This window comes from Pseudomonas sp. B21-056 (genome assembly GCF_026016325.1).
Classification (GTDB): domain Bacteria; phylum Pseudomonadota; class Gammaproteobacteria; order Pseudomonadales; family Pseudomonadaceae; genus Aquipseudomonas.
Genome location: NZ_CP087203.1, coordinates 389,171 through 404,906, shown reverse-complemented (window position 1 = coordinate 404,906; position 15,736 = coordinate 389,171). Strand labels below are relative to the sequence as shown.

The 15,736-nt window shown below is 61.7% G+C and carries 9 protein-coding genes; 3 read left to right on the top strand and 6 right to left on the bottom strand.

Annotated elements, in window-relative coordinates:
* Positions 1–3: 3 nt before the first annotated feature.
* The 4 genes from LOY67_RS01795 to LOY67_RS01780 all read right to left on the bottom strand — a co-directional run bounded on the left by LOY67_RS01795 (position 4) and on the right by LOY67_RS01780 (position 8,979).
* Positions 4–1,014, bottom strand: a complete 1,011-nt coding sequence (locus LOY67_RS01795; RefSeq protein WP_265065680.1) for a class 1 fructose-bisphosphatase — start codon at positions 1,012–1,014, stop codon at positions 4–6.
* A gap of 212 nt (positions 1,015–1,226) precedes the next feature.
* Positions 1,227–2,612 (bottom strand): DUF3999 domain-containing protein, encoded by a 1,386-nt coding sequence (locus tag LOY67_RS01790; RefSeq protein WP_265065679.1) that lies wholly within the window; start codon positions 2,610–2,612, stop codon positions 1,227–1,229.
* Positions 2,609–6,238 (bottom strand): DUF2339 domain-containing protein, encoded by a 3,630-nt coding sequence (locus LOY67_RS01785; protein WP_265065678.1) that lies wholly within the window; start codon positions 6,236–6,238, stop codon positions 2,609–2,611. Before LOY67_RS01785 ends, LOY67_RS01790 begins: the two co-directional genes overlap by 4 nt.
* A 290-nt stretch (positions 6,239–6,528) precedes the next feature.
* A complete protein-coding gene (locus LOY67_RS01780) occupies positions 6,529–8,979 on the bottom strand; it encodes a glycogen/starch/alpha-glucan phosphorylase (RefSeq protein WP_265065677.1) in 2,451 nt (816 codons plus the stop codon).
* Between the two features lie 254 nt (positions 8,980–9,233).
* Here LOY67_RS01780 and LOY67_RS01775 point away from each other — a divergent pair, with 254 nt between their 5' ends.
* The gene (locus LOY67_RS01775) at positions 9,234–9,671 is read left to right on the top strand and encodes a YkgJ family cysteine cluster protein (RefSeq protein WP_024778075.1); all 438 of its coding nucleotides are present in this window, start codon (positions 9,234–9,236) and stop codon (positions 9,669–9,671) included.
* Between the two features lie 176 nt (positions 9,672–9,847).
* On the opposite strand, the gene typA is transcribed toward LOY67_RS01775, so the two are convergent.
* The gene (gene typA, locus LOY67_RS01770; protein WP_139646412.1) at positions 9,848–11,668 is read right to left on the bottom strand and encodes a translational GTPase TypA; all 1,821 of its coding nucleotides are present in this window, start codon (positions 11,666–11,668) and stop codon (positions 9,848–9,850) included.
* Between the two features lie 138 nt (positions 11,669–11,806).
* Positions 11,807–13,261 (bottom strand): tRNA uracil 4-sulfurtransferase ThiI, encoded by a 1,455-nt coding sequence (gene thiI / locus LOY67_RS01765; RefSeq protein WP_265065676.1) that lies wholly within the window; start codon positions 13,259–13,261, stop codon positions 11,807–11,809.
* Positions 13,262–13,589: 328 nt separating this feature from the next.
* Between thiI and glnA the strand changes: the two genes are divergently transcribed.
* Positions 13,590–14,996: a glutamate--ammonia ligase gene (gene glnA, locus LOY67_RS01760; RefSeq protein WP_265065675.1), complete on the top strand. Its 1,407-nt coding sequence runs from the start codon at positions 13,590–13,592 to the stop codon at positions 14,994–14,996.
* A gap of 118 nt (positions 14,997–15,114) precedes the next feature.
* Complete coding sequence (locus LOY67_RS01755) at positions 15,115–15,669, top strand: chorismate mutase (protein WP_265065674.1); 555 nt, start codon at positions 15,115–15,117, stop codon at positions 15,667–15,669.
* Positions 15,670–15,736 lie beyond the last annotated feature (67 nt).

Here is a 15,736-nt window from a genome sequence, read left to right as displayed (position 1 = left end):
GGTTTATTCCTTGTGGTACGCCGTGGCGCGGGCCACTTCTTCCTTCGAACCGAGGAACACCGCCACGCGCTGGTGCAAGCCTTCAGGCTTGATGTCGAGGATGCGCTGGTGACCATCAGTGGATGCGCCGCCGGCCTGTTCCACCAGGAACGACATCGGGTTGGCTTCGTACATCAGGCGCAGCTTGCCCGGCTTGGTCGGCTCGCGGCTGTCGCGTGGGTACATGAACAAGCCGCCACGGTTCAGGATGCGGTGTACGTCGGCAACCATCGCGGCCACCCAGCGCATGTTGTAGTTCTTTTTCAACGGGCCTTCTTCACCGGCCAGCAACTCGCCGACGTAGCGCTGCACCGGGGCTTCCCAGTGACGCTGGTTGGACATGTTGATGGCGAATTCCTGAGTGCTTTCAGGAATGGTGATGTTCTCGTGGGTCAGCACGAAGCTGCCCATCTCACGATCCAGGGTGAAACCCTTGACGCCGTCGCCCAGGGTCAGCACCAGCATGGTCTGCGGGCCATAGATGGCATAACCGGCGGCCACTTGCTCGGTGCCTGGCTGCAGGAAGGCCTTTTCGTTCAGGGCTTCGTTCTGGCTCAGGTATTCGTTCGGGCAACGCAATACCGAGAAAATGGTACCGACCGGTGCGTTGATGTCGATGTTCGACGAACCGTCCAGCGGGTCGAACACCAGCAGGTAGGCCCCCTTGGGGTATTTGCCCGGGATCTGGTAGGCATTGTCCATTTCCTCGGACGCCATGCCGGCCAGGTGACCGCCCCATTCGTTGGCTTCGAGCAGGATTTCGTTGGAAATCACGTCGAGTTTCTTCTGCACTTCGCCCTGCACGTTTTCGGTGCCCATGCTGCCCAGGACCCCACCCAGCGCGCCTTTGGACACGGCGTGGCTGATTTCCTTGCAGGCACGCGCCACCACTTCGATCAAAAAGCGCAGATCGGCAGGGGTATTGTTGCTGCGGGTCTGCTCAATCAAATAGCGACTCAAGGTAACGCGAGACATGGACGGCTCCGAAGAATAGGGGGCGGAAAAACCTGCGCAGTTTAGCGCGAGTCGGGACTTAATTCCTCCTATGAGACGGGATATGGAGGATTGAGTTCACGGGTGACGTCATCGCGAGCAAGCTCGCTCCCACAGTTGACCGGGTTCCGTCAGAGGAAACGCAATCAAATGTGGGGGCGAGCCTGCTCGCGATGGGTGCAAAGCACCCGCCTTCAGGATTTGACCGGCGGCTTGCGCAGCAGGCTGAACGCCATCGACCCAAGAAACAGCACGCTGAGCACCAGCACCGCCCACAGGCCGATTTTTTTCCAGTTGGTCCCGACGACCGCCGGTGCCGTTTCGACCGCCGGCGTCGAGGTCGTAGCCCCATTCACCGTCGCCATGCCCAGGGTCGCCAGGCGCGAAGGACGGTAATCGGGTACCAGCGTCGTCAGTGGCAGGCTGGCCGCCTTCACCGTCGCGCTGCCCAGCGCCAGACTGTAGGGGCCTTCGCCACGTGCGAGGAACACCACCTGGGTCGGGCGCACGGCAAAGCGCAGGGCCGGTGCTTCGGTACCAAGGCCGCCGCCGCGCTCATCCACCGTCAGCTTCAACTGCTGGACGGTCTGGCCGGACAACTGCAGTTGGTTCTGCACCACATCCTGACCATTCTGGGTCAGGCGATACAACAAACCGCTGCCCATCGACTGCCAGGGATGACTGCTCTCACGGCGCCCGGCCAGGGTCACCGGCGCCAGGCTGTTGGCCTGGCTCAGCTCGACCTGCACCTCCTCGATGTTCAGCCCCATGGGCAACTGCCAGGTGTATTCACCGGCCTTCGTGGTGCTGCCGGCCAACGGTTGCGACCAGGCCAGCGGCAACGGCAGGCTTTCGCGGCTGGCGCTCTGCAACTGCGCCGACGTCAGCACCGGCGCGGAGGACGGCGAATCCCACAGCAACCGCAGGTAACGCGCCGATTGTCCCGGCAGGTTCACTTCATGCTGCTCGACCCGCTCATCGGCAAAGGTCAGGCGCGCCACCTGGCCTTCGCCCCACGACTGCCAGCTCTGCAGGTCATCGCTGGCTTCGATGGTGAACCGCTGGAAGCCGTCGCGTTCACTGGTCCAGTCGAGAATCAGCTGCTGCAAGGGCGCCTTGATCGCGCTGGCATCCAGCAGCCAGCCGCGCAACTCCTCTTCCCCCGCCTCGAGCCGACTGGCCGGCTGGACTTCCACCAGCGTACCGTTGGCATTCGACTGCACCCGCACACTGGGCGCGCGCTCGTTGTCATCGGCAGCGTTGTACAGCGGGAACCATTTCACGTCGGTGAGGGTGCGGCTTTCCCGGCTCTGCGCCGCCTCGCGAACCAGCGCATAAGCCTGGGCCTGCCCGGCCGCGTTGAAGACCCGCAAGTCGCTCAGGTCGGTCTGTCGCGCTTGCAACTGGACCTCCAGCGGCAACGGCAGGCGATACCACGGCCCCTCGCCACTCAAGGTCAACGGCACCTGGTGGGCGAAGTCCGCCGGTTGCTCCTGGGCCGTAGCCGACGAAGCCAGCCATAAACATGCCACCCACAACCCGACCACACCCAGGCCGATCCGACTCAACTTGCGACTCAAGATGACACTCCCTCATTGACAGGCATCGGCGGCTCAGCCTCTGCAACCGTTTCCGGCCGTTTGGGCGGCAGCGGCGCGAAGTAGCCCACCACCAACAGCAGTACACCCACGCCGATAAACGACACGATCCGCGCCAGACCGCCACGGTTACTCAATTCGACAAAGAACAGCTTGGCCACTACCACGGCAATCAGCGCCGCACCGATCAGCCATACCTCGCGGCGATGCCGCAGATGTCCGCCGATCATCAGGCCCAGGGCGATCAAGGTCCAGACGAGGGACAACCCGGCTTGCACGAACATGGATTCGAGCAGCGCCTCCAACTCGAACGGCACGTCCAGCCAATGGTGGGCGCTGCGCATCACCAGGGCGGTGAAGAACGCGAACAACGATGCCCCGGCAATCAACTGGGCGACGTGTTCGGCATGGGCCCAACGGATCGCCAACTGCGCCAGCGCGCTACGGATCCATATGTAGACACCGAACAAGGCAAACAGCAGGCCCAGCTCCAGCGGGTTGAGCAGGGGTACGTACGGCAACGGCTCGGCGATGCCATTGCTGAAGGTGTTGGCCAGCCAGAACCAACCGAGCATCAACAGGGCCAGGGGCGCCGCCGCGTAGACACGGTATTCCCGCGGCTGGGCCGACACCGGCCACGGCCAGGCCCGCGGTGCGGCCATCAGCACCAGATACAGGCTCGGCAGGATCGCCCACCCCAACCAGCGCCAAGCGTTGTACTGCTCGGACAACAGCAACAGGCCATAACGCAGCTCAAGCGCCAATACGCCGATCAGCAGCCAGCAACCGAGCACATGGGCGGTACTGCGCGCCTGGGCCGGCAGCGTCGACGCCAGGCGTTTCAAGGACAGGAAATGCACGCCGAACACCGCCACCCAGGCCAGCCAGCCAAGGTCCGCCGCCGGGTGATAGCGATTGTGCCAGGTCGCGACGAGTACACAGCCCGCCGCCGGAATCAGTAACGTACACAGCAACCCCAGCGCCGACCACTTCAAGCGCAGCGCCAACACAGTCCATACCACCACACTGATGGCCGCGACCATCAGCAGCAAGCTGCCCTGCAGATTTTCCGGGGCAAACCGTAGCACTTCGCTGACCCAGGCCAGCGCCCACCAGCCGGCGCCCCAGACCAGCAACAGCTCGGACAAACGCCGCAGGCGCAAGGCTTCGAACACCGTCGCCGAATGGCCCCGCTGCAAGCGCCACGCGCCGACCAATGCCGCCAACCCCAGCACCAGTGGCGTCCAGAACCCGCTATGGGCCAGGGGCCGCAGCCCCTCGGCGTCGAGCGGCCCGAGCAACAGTGGCCCGGCAACGAGGAACGCCGCACCACCCAGCAGTTGCAACAACAGGCCGAAGACAAAACTCACGCGCTGTTTCAGATAGAGGCTCAGCCAGATGATCAACAGACCGCTGGCGGCCCACACACCGCTCGCCGTTTGCCACGGCAGAACGAACAGCACCGCGAGATTGATCAGCACCAGCCCCGCCAGCAACACCACGGACAATCCACGCAGCAAGCGCACATCGTTGCGCACCATCTCGTCGCGAGCCGCCAGCAACATGCCGCCGATCAATGCCAGGCCGATCAACGAGGCGCTGAGCAAGCCGCTCCAGCCGGCGTTGAGCACCGCCGCCGAATCCCCATCGGCGCCGCGCAAACGCATCAGGAACAGCGCGCCTCCCAGCAGTTGCACGCCAAACGCCGTGAACAGGAAGGCCCGCGATTGCAGGCGCAGACCGACAAACAGTGTCGCCAGACCGGCCAGCGCCCAGGCGATGGCGGTGCCATGGGTGAAGAAAAACAGCGGCGCCAGCAGATAAAGCGAGCCCAGGCCCAACACCGCCAGCACCGGCTGCACCTGACGCTCCCAACTCGCGGTGTGCCCGGGCGCCGCCTTACGCAACTGATAGAAGCTGAACAGCAGGGCCGCGCCCAGCATCAATGCGCCCAATGGGGCGCCCTGAAGCAGGCTGCCTTGGCCGAGCTGTAACTCGCCGAAGAACGCCCGTGCCGCACCTAGCTGCAGCAGCAAGGCAAACGCCCGCGCCAATGGCCGCTGCTGACGCAGGCCCAGCCAGAAAATCCCCGCGCCTTCCACCGCCCACGCTGCCGTGGTCCAACGGGCGTCGAGGCCCAGGGGAATCGCCAGGCTGGTAAAAATCACCCCCAGCGCCAGGCAGGTTTCAGCCAGCAACAAGGCACGTCCCCGCATCAACACACGGGCCAGGCCCATGTAGATCATGCCCAGGAACAAAGCACTGAACGCTGCGGCCAGGTCCAGGAACATCACCAGCGTGAGCTGCAAGCCGAAGGCCAGCAACGGCGGGCCGAACAGCATCGTGCCGTCCACGTAATCGCCCTTGCGCACCGACCAGCGCAGCAGCGCTTCACGGCTGTCATCCTCGGGGCCGTCGCTCATTTCCAGCAATTTGCGCCGGGTGAACAGCAAACCGATCGCCAGGTACATGAGGAAGAAGATGATCAGGAACGGCTCGGTGCTGAAGAACAGTTCCGGGGAATACGAACGCAGGCCCCAGGCGATGCCGATACCGAAGGTGCCGACAAAACCGATCAGGTTGAGCAGGCGCCAGGCCTTGAACCAGGCAATCGCGAGAATGCCGGTATTGAGCAGGATGAAGTAGCTGAACAGCGCGACATGGTTACCGCTGCCGGTGGAGGTCAGGATCGGCGCGGCAAAGCCGCCCAGCGCGGCGGCGGCCGCCAGCCCCAGGGCGTTCTGGGTCACCGCCAGGATCGCCGAGAACACCGTGACCGCCACCAGCAGCCCCAGGGCGGCCTTGGAATCGAGCAGTGGATGCAGGCGCATGGCGGCGAACACCGTCAGGTACAACACTGCAATGCCGGTACCCTGGAGCATCAGCGCATAACTGTTGTTGCGCTGGCGCAGCCACCAACCCAGGCCCAGCAGGCCCAACGCACTGGCCGCGACGCCGGCGTAACGCAGCTCGATCGGCACCACCATGCCTTCAGTGGCATAACGCAGCAGAAACGCCAGGCCGAGGAACAACAGCAGCACACCGACCCGCAACACGGTGTTGCCACCGAACAGCCAGTTGCGCGCACCGGCCACGGCACGCTCGATGAAACCGGGACCACGCGGGGTTGGCGGGGTGACAATCGGTTCCAGCGGCTGCGCTGCGCGGGCATCGCGCCGGGAAGTGACCGGCGCAGGAGTCCAGATGTCGTCGGGCAACGGTTGGCTGGCTTGGGTCGCCATCGCGGGAGTCGGTGCCAGGTCGGGCGGCAGTTCCCAGACCAATTCCGGTTCCGACTCGGGTTCTGCCTCGCTCCGGACCTCGGGCTGCGGGGCCTGTGCGACGACGATCTCGGGGGCCGGCACCGGTGCGCCCGGCGCAGATACAGTGCCGCGCTCAAGCACGGCAAGACGTGCTTCAAGCGTCAGCAGGCTTTGCTGGGCCGCTTCCAGCAGACTCTGTTGTTTGCCGGCCTGGGCCCCGAGGCGGCGCAGCCGCAAGACCAGAGCGATGCCGAGCCCCGACAACGCACCTATCAGCGCGTCGGCGAACGACTCATCCACCACCCAGCCGATTGCCAGGCCCAACAGCGTCAAAATCCATTGCATGGTTGATATCCCTGAGCGGCCCGTTGCGGGCATGACCGGGGTGATGCGGTGTCTGGCTCAGTCTAGTGGAACCGCACACAACCTGTGGGAGCGAGCCTGCTCGCGATGGGGCCGCCACATCCAACATTGATGCTGGCTGACAGTCCGCTATCGCGAGCAAGCCCGCTCCCACATCGATCATGAGGGTTTCCAGTACTGAATCCGGCCACACAGCCCGGCGAAACTGGCGCTCAGTATATCGACGAAGCCCATTTGCCGTTGGGCTTCGCTCACATTTCTTACAGCAAATGCTACTCGAGGGCTTTCCAGATGTCGGTGGCGTATTCGCGGATGGTCCGATCGGAGGAGAACCAGCCCATGCGCGCCGTGTTGAGCACCGCCGAGCGCCACCACTGCTTGGAATCGTGCCAGCGCTCTTCGACCTTGGCCTGGGCGTTCCAGTAGGCGTCAAAATCGGCGCAGACCAGGAAGCGGTCGTAGTCCACCAGCGAATCCACCAGGCCGGTGTAGCGCATCGGGTCGTCCGGCGAGAACACCCCGCCACGAATCGCCTGCAACACATCGCCGAGGCGATGGGACGCGGCAATGTCCGGCGCAGCGCTGAATTCACCGTTGCGCTTGCGAGCTTCCACCTGCTCGGCCGTCAGGCCGAAGATGAACATGTGCTCACCGCCCACCCGCTCATGCATTTCCACGTTGGCGCCGTCCATGGTGCCGATGGTCAGCGCACCGTTGAGGCCGAACTTCATGTTGCTGGTGCCCGACGCTTCGAAACCGGCCGTGGAGATCTGCTCCGACAGGTCCGCCGCCGGAATGATGCTTTCGGCCAGACTGACGTTGTAGTTGGGCAAGAACACCACTTTGAGCAGGCCACGCACGGTCGGGTCGTTGTTCACCACCCGGGCGATGTCGTTGGTCAACTTGATGATCAGCTTGGCCTGGTGATAGCTGGCAGCGGCCTTGCCGGCGAAGATTTTCACCCGTGGCACCCAGTCCACCTCCGGCTCGGCGCGAATCGCCTGGTACAGCGCCACGGTGTGCATCAGGTTGAGCAACTGGCGCTTGTACTCGTGGATCCGCTTGACCTGCACGTCGAACATCGCCGCCGGGTTCACCGCAATGCCCAGTCGCTCGTGGATCAGGTAGGCCAGGGCTTTCTTGCTGTGCAGGCGCTGCTCGGCGAACTGCTTGCGGAACGCCGGCTTGTCGGCGAAAGGCTCCAGTTCGACCAGGCGTTCTTCAGGGTTATCGAGCACGCTTGGGCCAAGCGCATCGACCATCATTGAGGTCAATTCGGCGTTGGCCTGGAACAACCAGCGGCGGAAGGTGATGCCGTTGGTCTTGTTGTTGATCCGCTCCGGGTAGAGCTTGTGCAGCTCCGAAAACACCGTGCTGCGCATCAGTTGCGTATGCAACCCCGACACCCCGTTGACGCTGTGGGAACCGAGGAATGCCAGGTTGCCCATGCGCACCCGGCGGCCGTTGTCTTCTTCGATCAGCGATACCGAGCGCAGCACGTCGAAATCGTGCACGCCCTTGGCCCGCAGCGAATCGATGTGCTGGGCATTGATCAAGTAGATGATCTGCATGTGTCGAGGCAGCATGCGCTCCATCAACCCCACCGGCCAGGTTTCCAGGGCTTCGGGCAGCAGCGTGTGGTTGGTGTAGGACAGCGTGTCCTGGGTGATCTGCCAGGCCGCGTCCCAGGCCACGTCGTAGACATCCACCAATTGGCGCATCAGCTCGGCCACGGCGATGGACGGGTGGGTGTCGTTAAGCTGGATCGCCGCGTGATCGCCCAGGGTCAGTACCGAAGTGTGCATGTTGCGATGGCGGCGCAGCAGGTCCTGCAGCGAAGCCGCAACGAAGAAGTATTCCTGGCGCAGGCGCAGCTCCTGCCCGGCCTCGGTGCTGTCGGCCGGGTAAAGCACGCGGGAAATGCTTTCGGCCCGGGCGACCTCAGCTACCGCCCCCAGGTGGTCGCCGGCATTGAAGCGTTCCAGGTGCAGGTCTTCCATCGCCCGGGCACGCCACAGGCGCAAAGTGTTCACACTCGCACCCCGCCAGCCCACCACCGGGGTGTCGTAGGCGATGGCCCGCACGGTTTCACCCGGAGACCAGACTTGCCGAGCCTTGCCGGTCTCGTCGGTGACGGTTTCGACGCTACCGCCGAAGCCGATCGGGTAGACCACTTCCGGCCGCTCGAACTCCCAGGGGTTGCCGAAATCCAGCCAATGCTCGGTCTGCTCCTGCTGCCAGCCATCGACGATCGCCTGGCGAAACAGGCCGTGCTCGTAACGAATGCCATAGCCATGGCCGGCGATGCCGAGGGTCGACATGCTTTCCATGAAGCACGCCGCCAATCGGCCGAGGCCACCATTGCCCAGCGCCGCATCGGGCTCGAGCAGGCGGATACGCTCCAGGTCCACGCCCAGTTCGGTCAAGGCTTCGCGAGCAGTGTCCAGCAGGCCAAGGTTGCTCAGGCTGTCGTAGAGCAAGCGCCCGATGAGGAATTCCAGGGAAAGGTAATAGACCCGCTTCTGGCCCTTGCGATAGATCTGCCGCGTGTGATCCATCCAGTGCTCGACCATGTGGTCGCGGGCGGCAAGGGCAATGGCTTCGAACCAATCGTGATCAAACGCATGATCCGGGTCCTTGCCAACGGCATAAGTGAGTTTGGTCAACACGGCGTCGCGAAATGCGGCCACTTCAGCTTCGCGAACAAGTGGTTCTTGAGTCATGAATAAGACCTCGAACGAGCATGGAATTGTCTGAGCCTAGACGGTCTGACAGACGGCAAAGGCTCTTGGTTCGGTGGTTTTTCCCCAAGTGCCGGAGAATTGCCGCCAGGGAATTGCCGATGACCGAATGAATGCAGGGGCCGTGCCGCCAAAGGAGGGGTTTTGCCGGGACGAAAAAAAACCGGCAGATGGTCGTTCAAAATTTCACCAGTCCCGGTATGATCGCGCGCCCTGATGCATGCTGGTACACCTAGATGATGAAGCCCAACCTGATCGCCGCCGCGGAGATCGACCGACTCGATACCTGGGCCAAGTATTCCGCCCCGATGTGCGGTTCCTGCGTATCGAGCTGCTGCACGCTGCCGGTCGAGGTCAAGATCAAGGACCTGATCCGGATCGGCATCGTCGATGAATTCGAGTTGGGCGACCCACCGAAAAACATCGCCAAGCGCCTGCAAAAGGAAGGGATCGTCGAACGGTACAACCAGAAGTCGGAAATTTTCACGCTCCAGCGCATGAGCAACAACGACTGCCTTTATCTGGACCGCAAGAGCCGCCTGTGCACCATTTACGAGAAACGCCCGGACACCTGCCGCAATCATCCGCGGGTCGGACCTCGGCCGGGGTATTGCGCGTACAAGCCCAAGGAAGTGGAGCGCGAGCGTAATCCGCGGACGCTGGACCGGTTCTGATCGGTTGATTCTGCGGCGCCGGGTCTGGCGCCATCGCGAGCAGGCTCGCTCCCACATGGACGGTGCTGAGCCTGCTCGCAATGAGGCCCGAATAGTCAGCACAAAAATCCCAGGCATAAAAAAACGCCCCCGATCTCACGACCGGGGGCGTTTTTCATTCAGCCGGGGCTAAACGATCAAGCCTTGGCTTTCTTGGCAGCGCGGGTACGCTCGCCTTCGTCCAGGATCTTCTTGCGCAGGCGGATCGACTTAGGCGTCACTTCACACAGCTCGTCATCCTGGATGAATTCCAGAGCCTGTTCCAGGGTGAAACGAACAGGTGGAACCAGGGCGATGGTTTCGTCTTTACCCGAAGCACGCATGTTGTCGAGCTTCTTGCCCTTGGTAGGGTTGACGCCCAGGTCGTTGTCACGGCTGTTCAGACCCACGATCTGGCCGTTGTAGATTTCCTGGCCGTGCTCGACGAACAGCTTGCCACGCGCCTGGAGGGTTTCCAGGGAGTAGGTCAGCGCCTTGCCGGTTTCTACCGATACCAGGACGCCGTTCTGACGGCCGGACATGTGGCCGGACTTCATGGTGTCGTAGCGATCGAAGATCGAGGTCAGGATGCCAGCACCGTTGGTCAGGGTCAGGAACTGGTTACGGAAACCGATCAGGCCACGCGCCGGGATGTTGTACTCCAGGCGCACGCGCCCTTTGCCATCCGGGGACATGTTGGTCAGGTCGCCTTTACGCAGGCCCATTTCTTCCATGACCTTGCCCTGGGATTCCTCAGGGATGTCGATGGTGACGTTCTCGAACGGTTCCTGCTTGTTGCCGTCGACGACGCGGATGATCACTTCCGGACGACCTACTGCCATTTCGAAGCCTTCGCGACGCATGGTTTCGATCAGTACCGAGAGGTGCAGCTCACCACGACCGGAGACCTTGAACTTGTCGGCCGAGTCGCCTTCTTCAACGCGCAGTGCCACGTTGTACAGCAGCTCTTTGTCCAGACGTTCCTTGATGTTACGGGACGTCACGAACTTGCCTTCTTTACCGCAGAACGGCGAGTCGTTGACCTGGAAGGTCATGGAAACGGTCGGCTCGTCGACGGTCAGCGGCTTCATCGCCTCGACCACGGTCGGGTCGCACAGGGTGTCGGAGATGAACAGCTCTTCGAAGCCGCTGATGCAGACGATGTCGCCGGCAGCCGCTTCTTCGACGTCCACACGGTGCAGACCGTGGTGACCCATCAGCTTCAGGATACGGCCGTTGCGCTTCTTGCCGTCGACGTCGATGGCAACGACCGGGGTGTTCGGCTTGACGCGACCACGGGCGATACGGCCAACACCGATCACACCCAGGAAGCTGTTGTAGTCCAGGGCCGAGATCTGCATCTGGAACGGACCGTCACGGTCAACGGCCGGCGCGGGTACGTTGTCGACGATCGACTGGTACAGCGGGGTCATGTCTTCAGCCATGTCGGTGTGATCCAGACCGGCAATGCCGTTCAGGGCCGAGGCGTAGACGACCTGGAAGTCCAGTTGTTCGTCGGTGGCGCCCAGGTTGTCGAACAGGTCGAAGATCTGGTCCAGAACCCAGTCAGGACGCGCGCCCGGACGGTCGACCTTGTTGATCACGACGATCGGCTTGAGGCCGGCTTCGAACGCTTTCTTGGTCACGAAACGGGTTTGCGGCATAGGGCCGTCCTGGGCGTCGACCAGCAGCAGCACGGAGTCGACCATCGACATCACGCGCTCTACTTCACCACCGAAGTCGGCGTGGCCCGGGGTGTCCACGATGTTGATGTGGTAGCCGTTCCAGTTGATGGCGGTGTTTTTCGCCAGGATGGTGATACCACGCTCTTTTTCCTGGTCGTTGGAGTCCATCACGCGCTCGTCGTTGAGCTCGTTGCGCTCCAGGGTGCCGGATTGACGCAAGAGTTTGTCTACCAGGGTGGTCTTACCATGGTCAACGTGGGCAATGATGGCGATGTTGCGTAGATTTTCGATCACTTGTGTATCTCGATCAGAGGATTCGGTGTGCTGACAGGTCGTGGCAGCGATTTACGTTGAGTCCGACAAAGCCGCTACAGCTTGTCGGCGGCGTCGGGGGGCCGGTGACGCAGGCCACAGGCAAACAGCCCCGGGCACTTAGCTCGGTCGATAAACGCGCACATTGGCATGCCCCTCACTGAGCAGATGGTGGGCATGCAGGCGACTCATCACGCCTTTGTCGCAATACAGCAGGTACTGGCGAGTAGGGTCCAGTTCCTTGAAACGCGCGTTCACTGCATAGAACGGCATCGTTTGTACCTCGATGCCGGCGACGCTCAACGGGTCGTCTTCAGCGTCATCCGGGTGACGGATGTCGATGATGATCTGACCGGCCAGTGCTTCGCCGACTTCTTCAATCTTGACGTCCTGGCCCAATTCGTCGATCACTCGATCGATCGGCACCAGCCTGGCGTTTTCGAGCGCACGCTCGAGCACCGCCATATCGAATTCCTTCTCTTCATGCTCCACGCGCCCGCGCTTGGCGGCCGTTTTCGGATTGACCGAGATGACCCCGCAATACTCCGGCATGTGCCGGGCGAACTCAGCGGTGCCAATCGCGTTGGCCGTGTCGATGATGTCCTGCTTATGACTGGCGATCAGCGGGCGCAGCACGAGCTTTTCGGTCACGCAGTCGATCACCGACAGGTTCGGCAGCGTCTGGCTCGACACCTGGGAAATCGCCTCGCCGGTAACCAGCGCATCGATGTGCAGGCGATCAGCGATGCTGGACGCGGCACGCAACATCATACGCTTCAAAATGACGCCCATATGACTGTCGTCAACTTTGCCGAGGATTTCGCCCAGGACTTCTTCGAACGGCACACTCACAAATAACACGCGTTGGGAGCTGCCGTACTTCTTCCAGATGAAGTGCGCCACTTCCATCACACCCAGCTCATGGGCGCGCCCGCCGAGGTTGAAGAAGCAGAAGTGGCTCATCAGGCCGCGTCGCATGATCTGGTAGGCCGCGACGGTGGAGTCGAAACCGCCGGACATCAGCACCAGCGTCTGCTCCAGGGCACCCAGCGGATACCCGCCGATGCCGTTGTGCTGGCTGTGGATCACGAACAACCGCTGGTCGCGAACTTCGATGCGTACTTCAATCTGCGGGTTCTTCAGTGAAATCCCGGCGGCGCCGCACTGCTGGCGCAGTTGGCTGCCGACATACCGGTCCACGTCCATCGAACTGAACGGGTGCTTGCCCGCGCGCTTGCAACGGACCGAGAAAATCTTGCCGGCCAACGCATCGCCATAATGCAGCTTGCATTTGGCGACGATGTCGTCGAAATCCCCCAATGGATATTCATCCACCTGCAGGAAATGCGCGATGCCTGGCATGCAGGTCAGGCGCTCGGTCATCTCCTTCAGGATCCTGGGTTCGCCGATGCGGGTTTCCAGCTCGAGGTTGTCCCACACGCCATTCACCACCACGACCGGGTCCAGATCACGGAGCACGGCACGGATGTTCTTCGCCAACTGCCGGATGAAACGCGTCCGGACCGGGCGGCTCTTGATGGTGATTTCGGGGAAGACTTTTACGATTAGTTTCATGAAAACAGCGCGCGAACGGCCAGCCGAAAAAGGGGGGCGCGGATTATAGCGGAATTGCTCAAGGTTTAACCAATTAATGTGCACCCAGTTTTTTAATGCACCAAAACAGGTCATTCTCCATTCATTGCGCTACATTACAGTGCGCTATTGTCTGACAATCCGCTGTTCAAGCCTTCAAAAGGCGTGGGTTTGGTGCAAAAAACCCAAGCTGGGGCACTGGCATGCAATTTGCTCCCTTGTGAGGCAGGTTGCCTTGGCAGAGTATTCGCGCCGGCATCACCCATATCTACGGGCACACCATTACCGCCCGAAGCCACCCGGAGGACATATGTCGAAGTCGGTTCAACTCATCAAAGATCATGACGTCAAGTGGATTGATCTGCGCTTCACTGACACCAAAGGCACTCAACATCACGTGACCATGCCGGCCCGTGATGCGCTGGACGAAGAATTCTTCGAAATCGGCAAGATGTTCGACGGTTCCTCCATCTCCGGCTGGAAAGGCATCGAAGCGTCCGACATGATCCTGATGCCGGACGACGAAACCGCCGTCCTGGATCCATTCACCGAAGAGCCGACCCTGATCCTGGTCTGCGACATCATCGAACCTTCGACCATGCAAGGCTATGACCGCGACCCACGCGCCATTGCCCACCGTGCCGAGGAATACCTGAAGTCCACCGGTATCGGCGACACCGCTTTCTTCGGTCCGGAGCCTGAGTTCTTCATCTTCGATTCGGTCAAATTCAAGTCCGACATCTCCGGTTCCATGTTCAAGATCTTCTCCGAACAAGGTTCGTGGATGTCCGACCAGGACGTGGAAGGCGGTAACAAAGGCCACCGTCCAGGCGTGAAAGGCGGTTACTTCCCAGTTCCACCGTTCGACTTCGACCACGAGATCCGCACCTCCATGTGCAACGCACTGGAAGAAATGGGCCAGACCGTGGAAGTTCACCACCACGAAGTGGCGACTGCCGGCCAGAACGAAATCGGCGTGAAGTTCAACACGCTGGTCAAGAAGGCTGACGAAGTCCAGACCCTGAAATATGTCGTGCACAACGTTGCCGATGCCTACGGCCGCACCGCGACCTTCATGCCGAAGCCACTGTACGGCGACAACGGTTCGGGCATGCACGTTCACGTGTCGATCTCCAAAGACGGCAAGAACACCTTCGCTGGCGAAGGCTATGCCGGCCTGTCGGACACCGCCCTGTACTTCATCGGCGGTATCATCAAGCACGGTAAGGCCCTGAACGGCTTCACCAACCCGTCGACCAACTCCTACAAGCGTCTGGTCCCAGGCTTCGAAGCCCCGGTAATGCTGGCCTACTCGGCTCGCAACCGTTCCGCCTCGATCCGTATTCCTTACGTGAACAGCCCTAAAGCCCGCCGTATCGAAGCCCGCTTCCCGGATCCGGCTGCCAACCCGTACCTGGCCTTCGCTGCACTGATGATGGCTGGTCTGGACGGTATCCAGAACAAGATCCACCCTGGCGATGCCGCTGACAAAAACCTGTATGACCTGCCGCCTGAAGAGGCCAAGGAAATCCCACAGGTTTGCGGCAGCCTGAAAGAAGCCCTGGAAGAGCTGGACAAGGGCCGTGCGTTCCTGACCAAGGGCGGCGTATTCAGCGATGACTTCATCGACGCTTACATCGCACTGAAAAGCGAAGAAGAAATCAAGGTTCGCACCTTCGTACACCCACTGGAATATGAGCTGTACTACAGCTGCTGATCCGGTAGCGCTCGCACACGCGGCGTGAAACAAGAGAGGCCTCCTTCGGGAGGCCTTTTTCATGGGCGCAGGTTACGTGCATGATGGCCGTCGCTCCCCATAGAAGACGAGACTGCCCATGACTTTGCGCTTGCACCTTGGCCTTGCCCTGTCCGCCGCACTGCTGACCAGCACCGCCCAAGCCACACCTGCTCCCGACGCCCTGACTCCTTTGCTCAATGCCATCGGCGAACGCATCGCCATCGCCGATCAAGTGGCGCTGAGCAAATGGGACAGCCATAAACCGGTGGAAGACCGTCAGCGCGAGCCAGAAGTCATTGCCGCCGCCGTCGCCCAGGCCCCGGTCTACAAGCTGACGGGTGAAACCGTGGAGGCATTTTTCACCGCCCAGATAGAAGCCAACAAACTGGTGCAGTACATCAACCTGTCCGACTGGACCCTGGAAGGCAAGGCCCCGGACCTCCCGCGTCCGGACCTGGTGGGGCAAATCCGCCCGCAGCTTGATCGCCTGCAAAAACGCCTCTTGCAACAACTGGCCGACTTCGCCCCCTACCGCACCGACCCGCAGTGCCCGCAATGGCTGGCCCGGGCCACCCACAACAACAAACAGCATCCGGTGCACCGGCTTGCCCTGATCCGGGCGACTGCAGAGCTGTGTATCGCCAAAAGCTGAGGCAACACACATTCCCCATGTGGGAGCGAGCCTGCTCGCGATAGCGGTGTGTCAGTCAACAGCGATG

What these genes read in the sequence shown, in the direction of transcription:
- LOY67_RS01795 (WP_265065680.1), bottom strand. Translation starts at nt 1,014, where the DNA reads ATGTCTCGCGTTACCTTGAGTCGCTATTTGATTGAGCAGACCCGCAGC.
- LOY67_RS01785 (WP_265065678.1), bottom strand. Translation starts at nt 6,238, where the DNA reads ATGCAATGGATTTTGACGCTGTTGGGCCTGGCAATCGGCTGGGTGGTG.
- LOY67_RS01780 (WP_265065677.1), bottom strand. Translation starts at nt 8,979, where the DNA reads ATGACTCAAGAACCACTTGTTCGCGAAGCTGAAGTGGCCGCATTTCGC.
- LOY67_RS01775 (WP_024778075.1), top strand. Translation starts at nt 9,234, where the DNA reads ATGATGAAGCCCAACCTGATCGCCGCCGCGGAGATCGACCGACTCGAT.
- thiI (WP_265065676.1), bottom strand. Translation starts at nt 13,261, where the DNA reads ATGAAACTAATCGTAAAAGTCTTCCCCGAAATCACCATCAAGAGCCGC.
- glnA (WP_265065675.1), top strand. Translation starts at nt 13,590, where the DNA reads ATGTCGAAGTCGGTTCAACTCATCAAAGATCATGACGTCAAGTGGATT.
- LOY67_RS01755 (WP_265065674.1), top strand. Translation starts at nt 15,115, where the DNA reads ATGACTTTGCGCTTGCACCTTGGCCTTGCCCTGTCCGCCGCACTGCTG.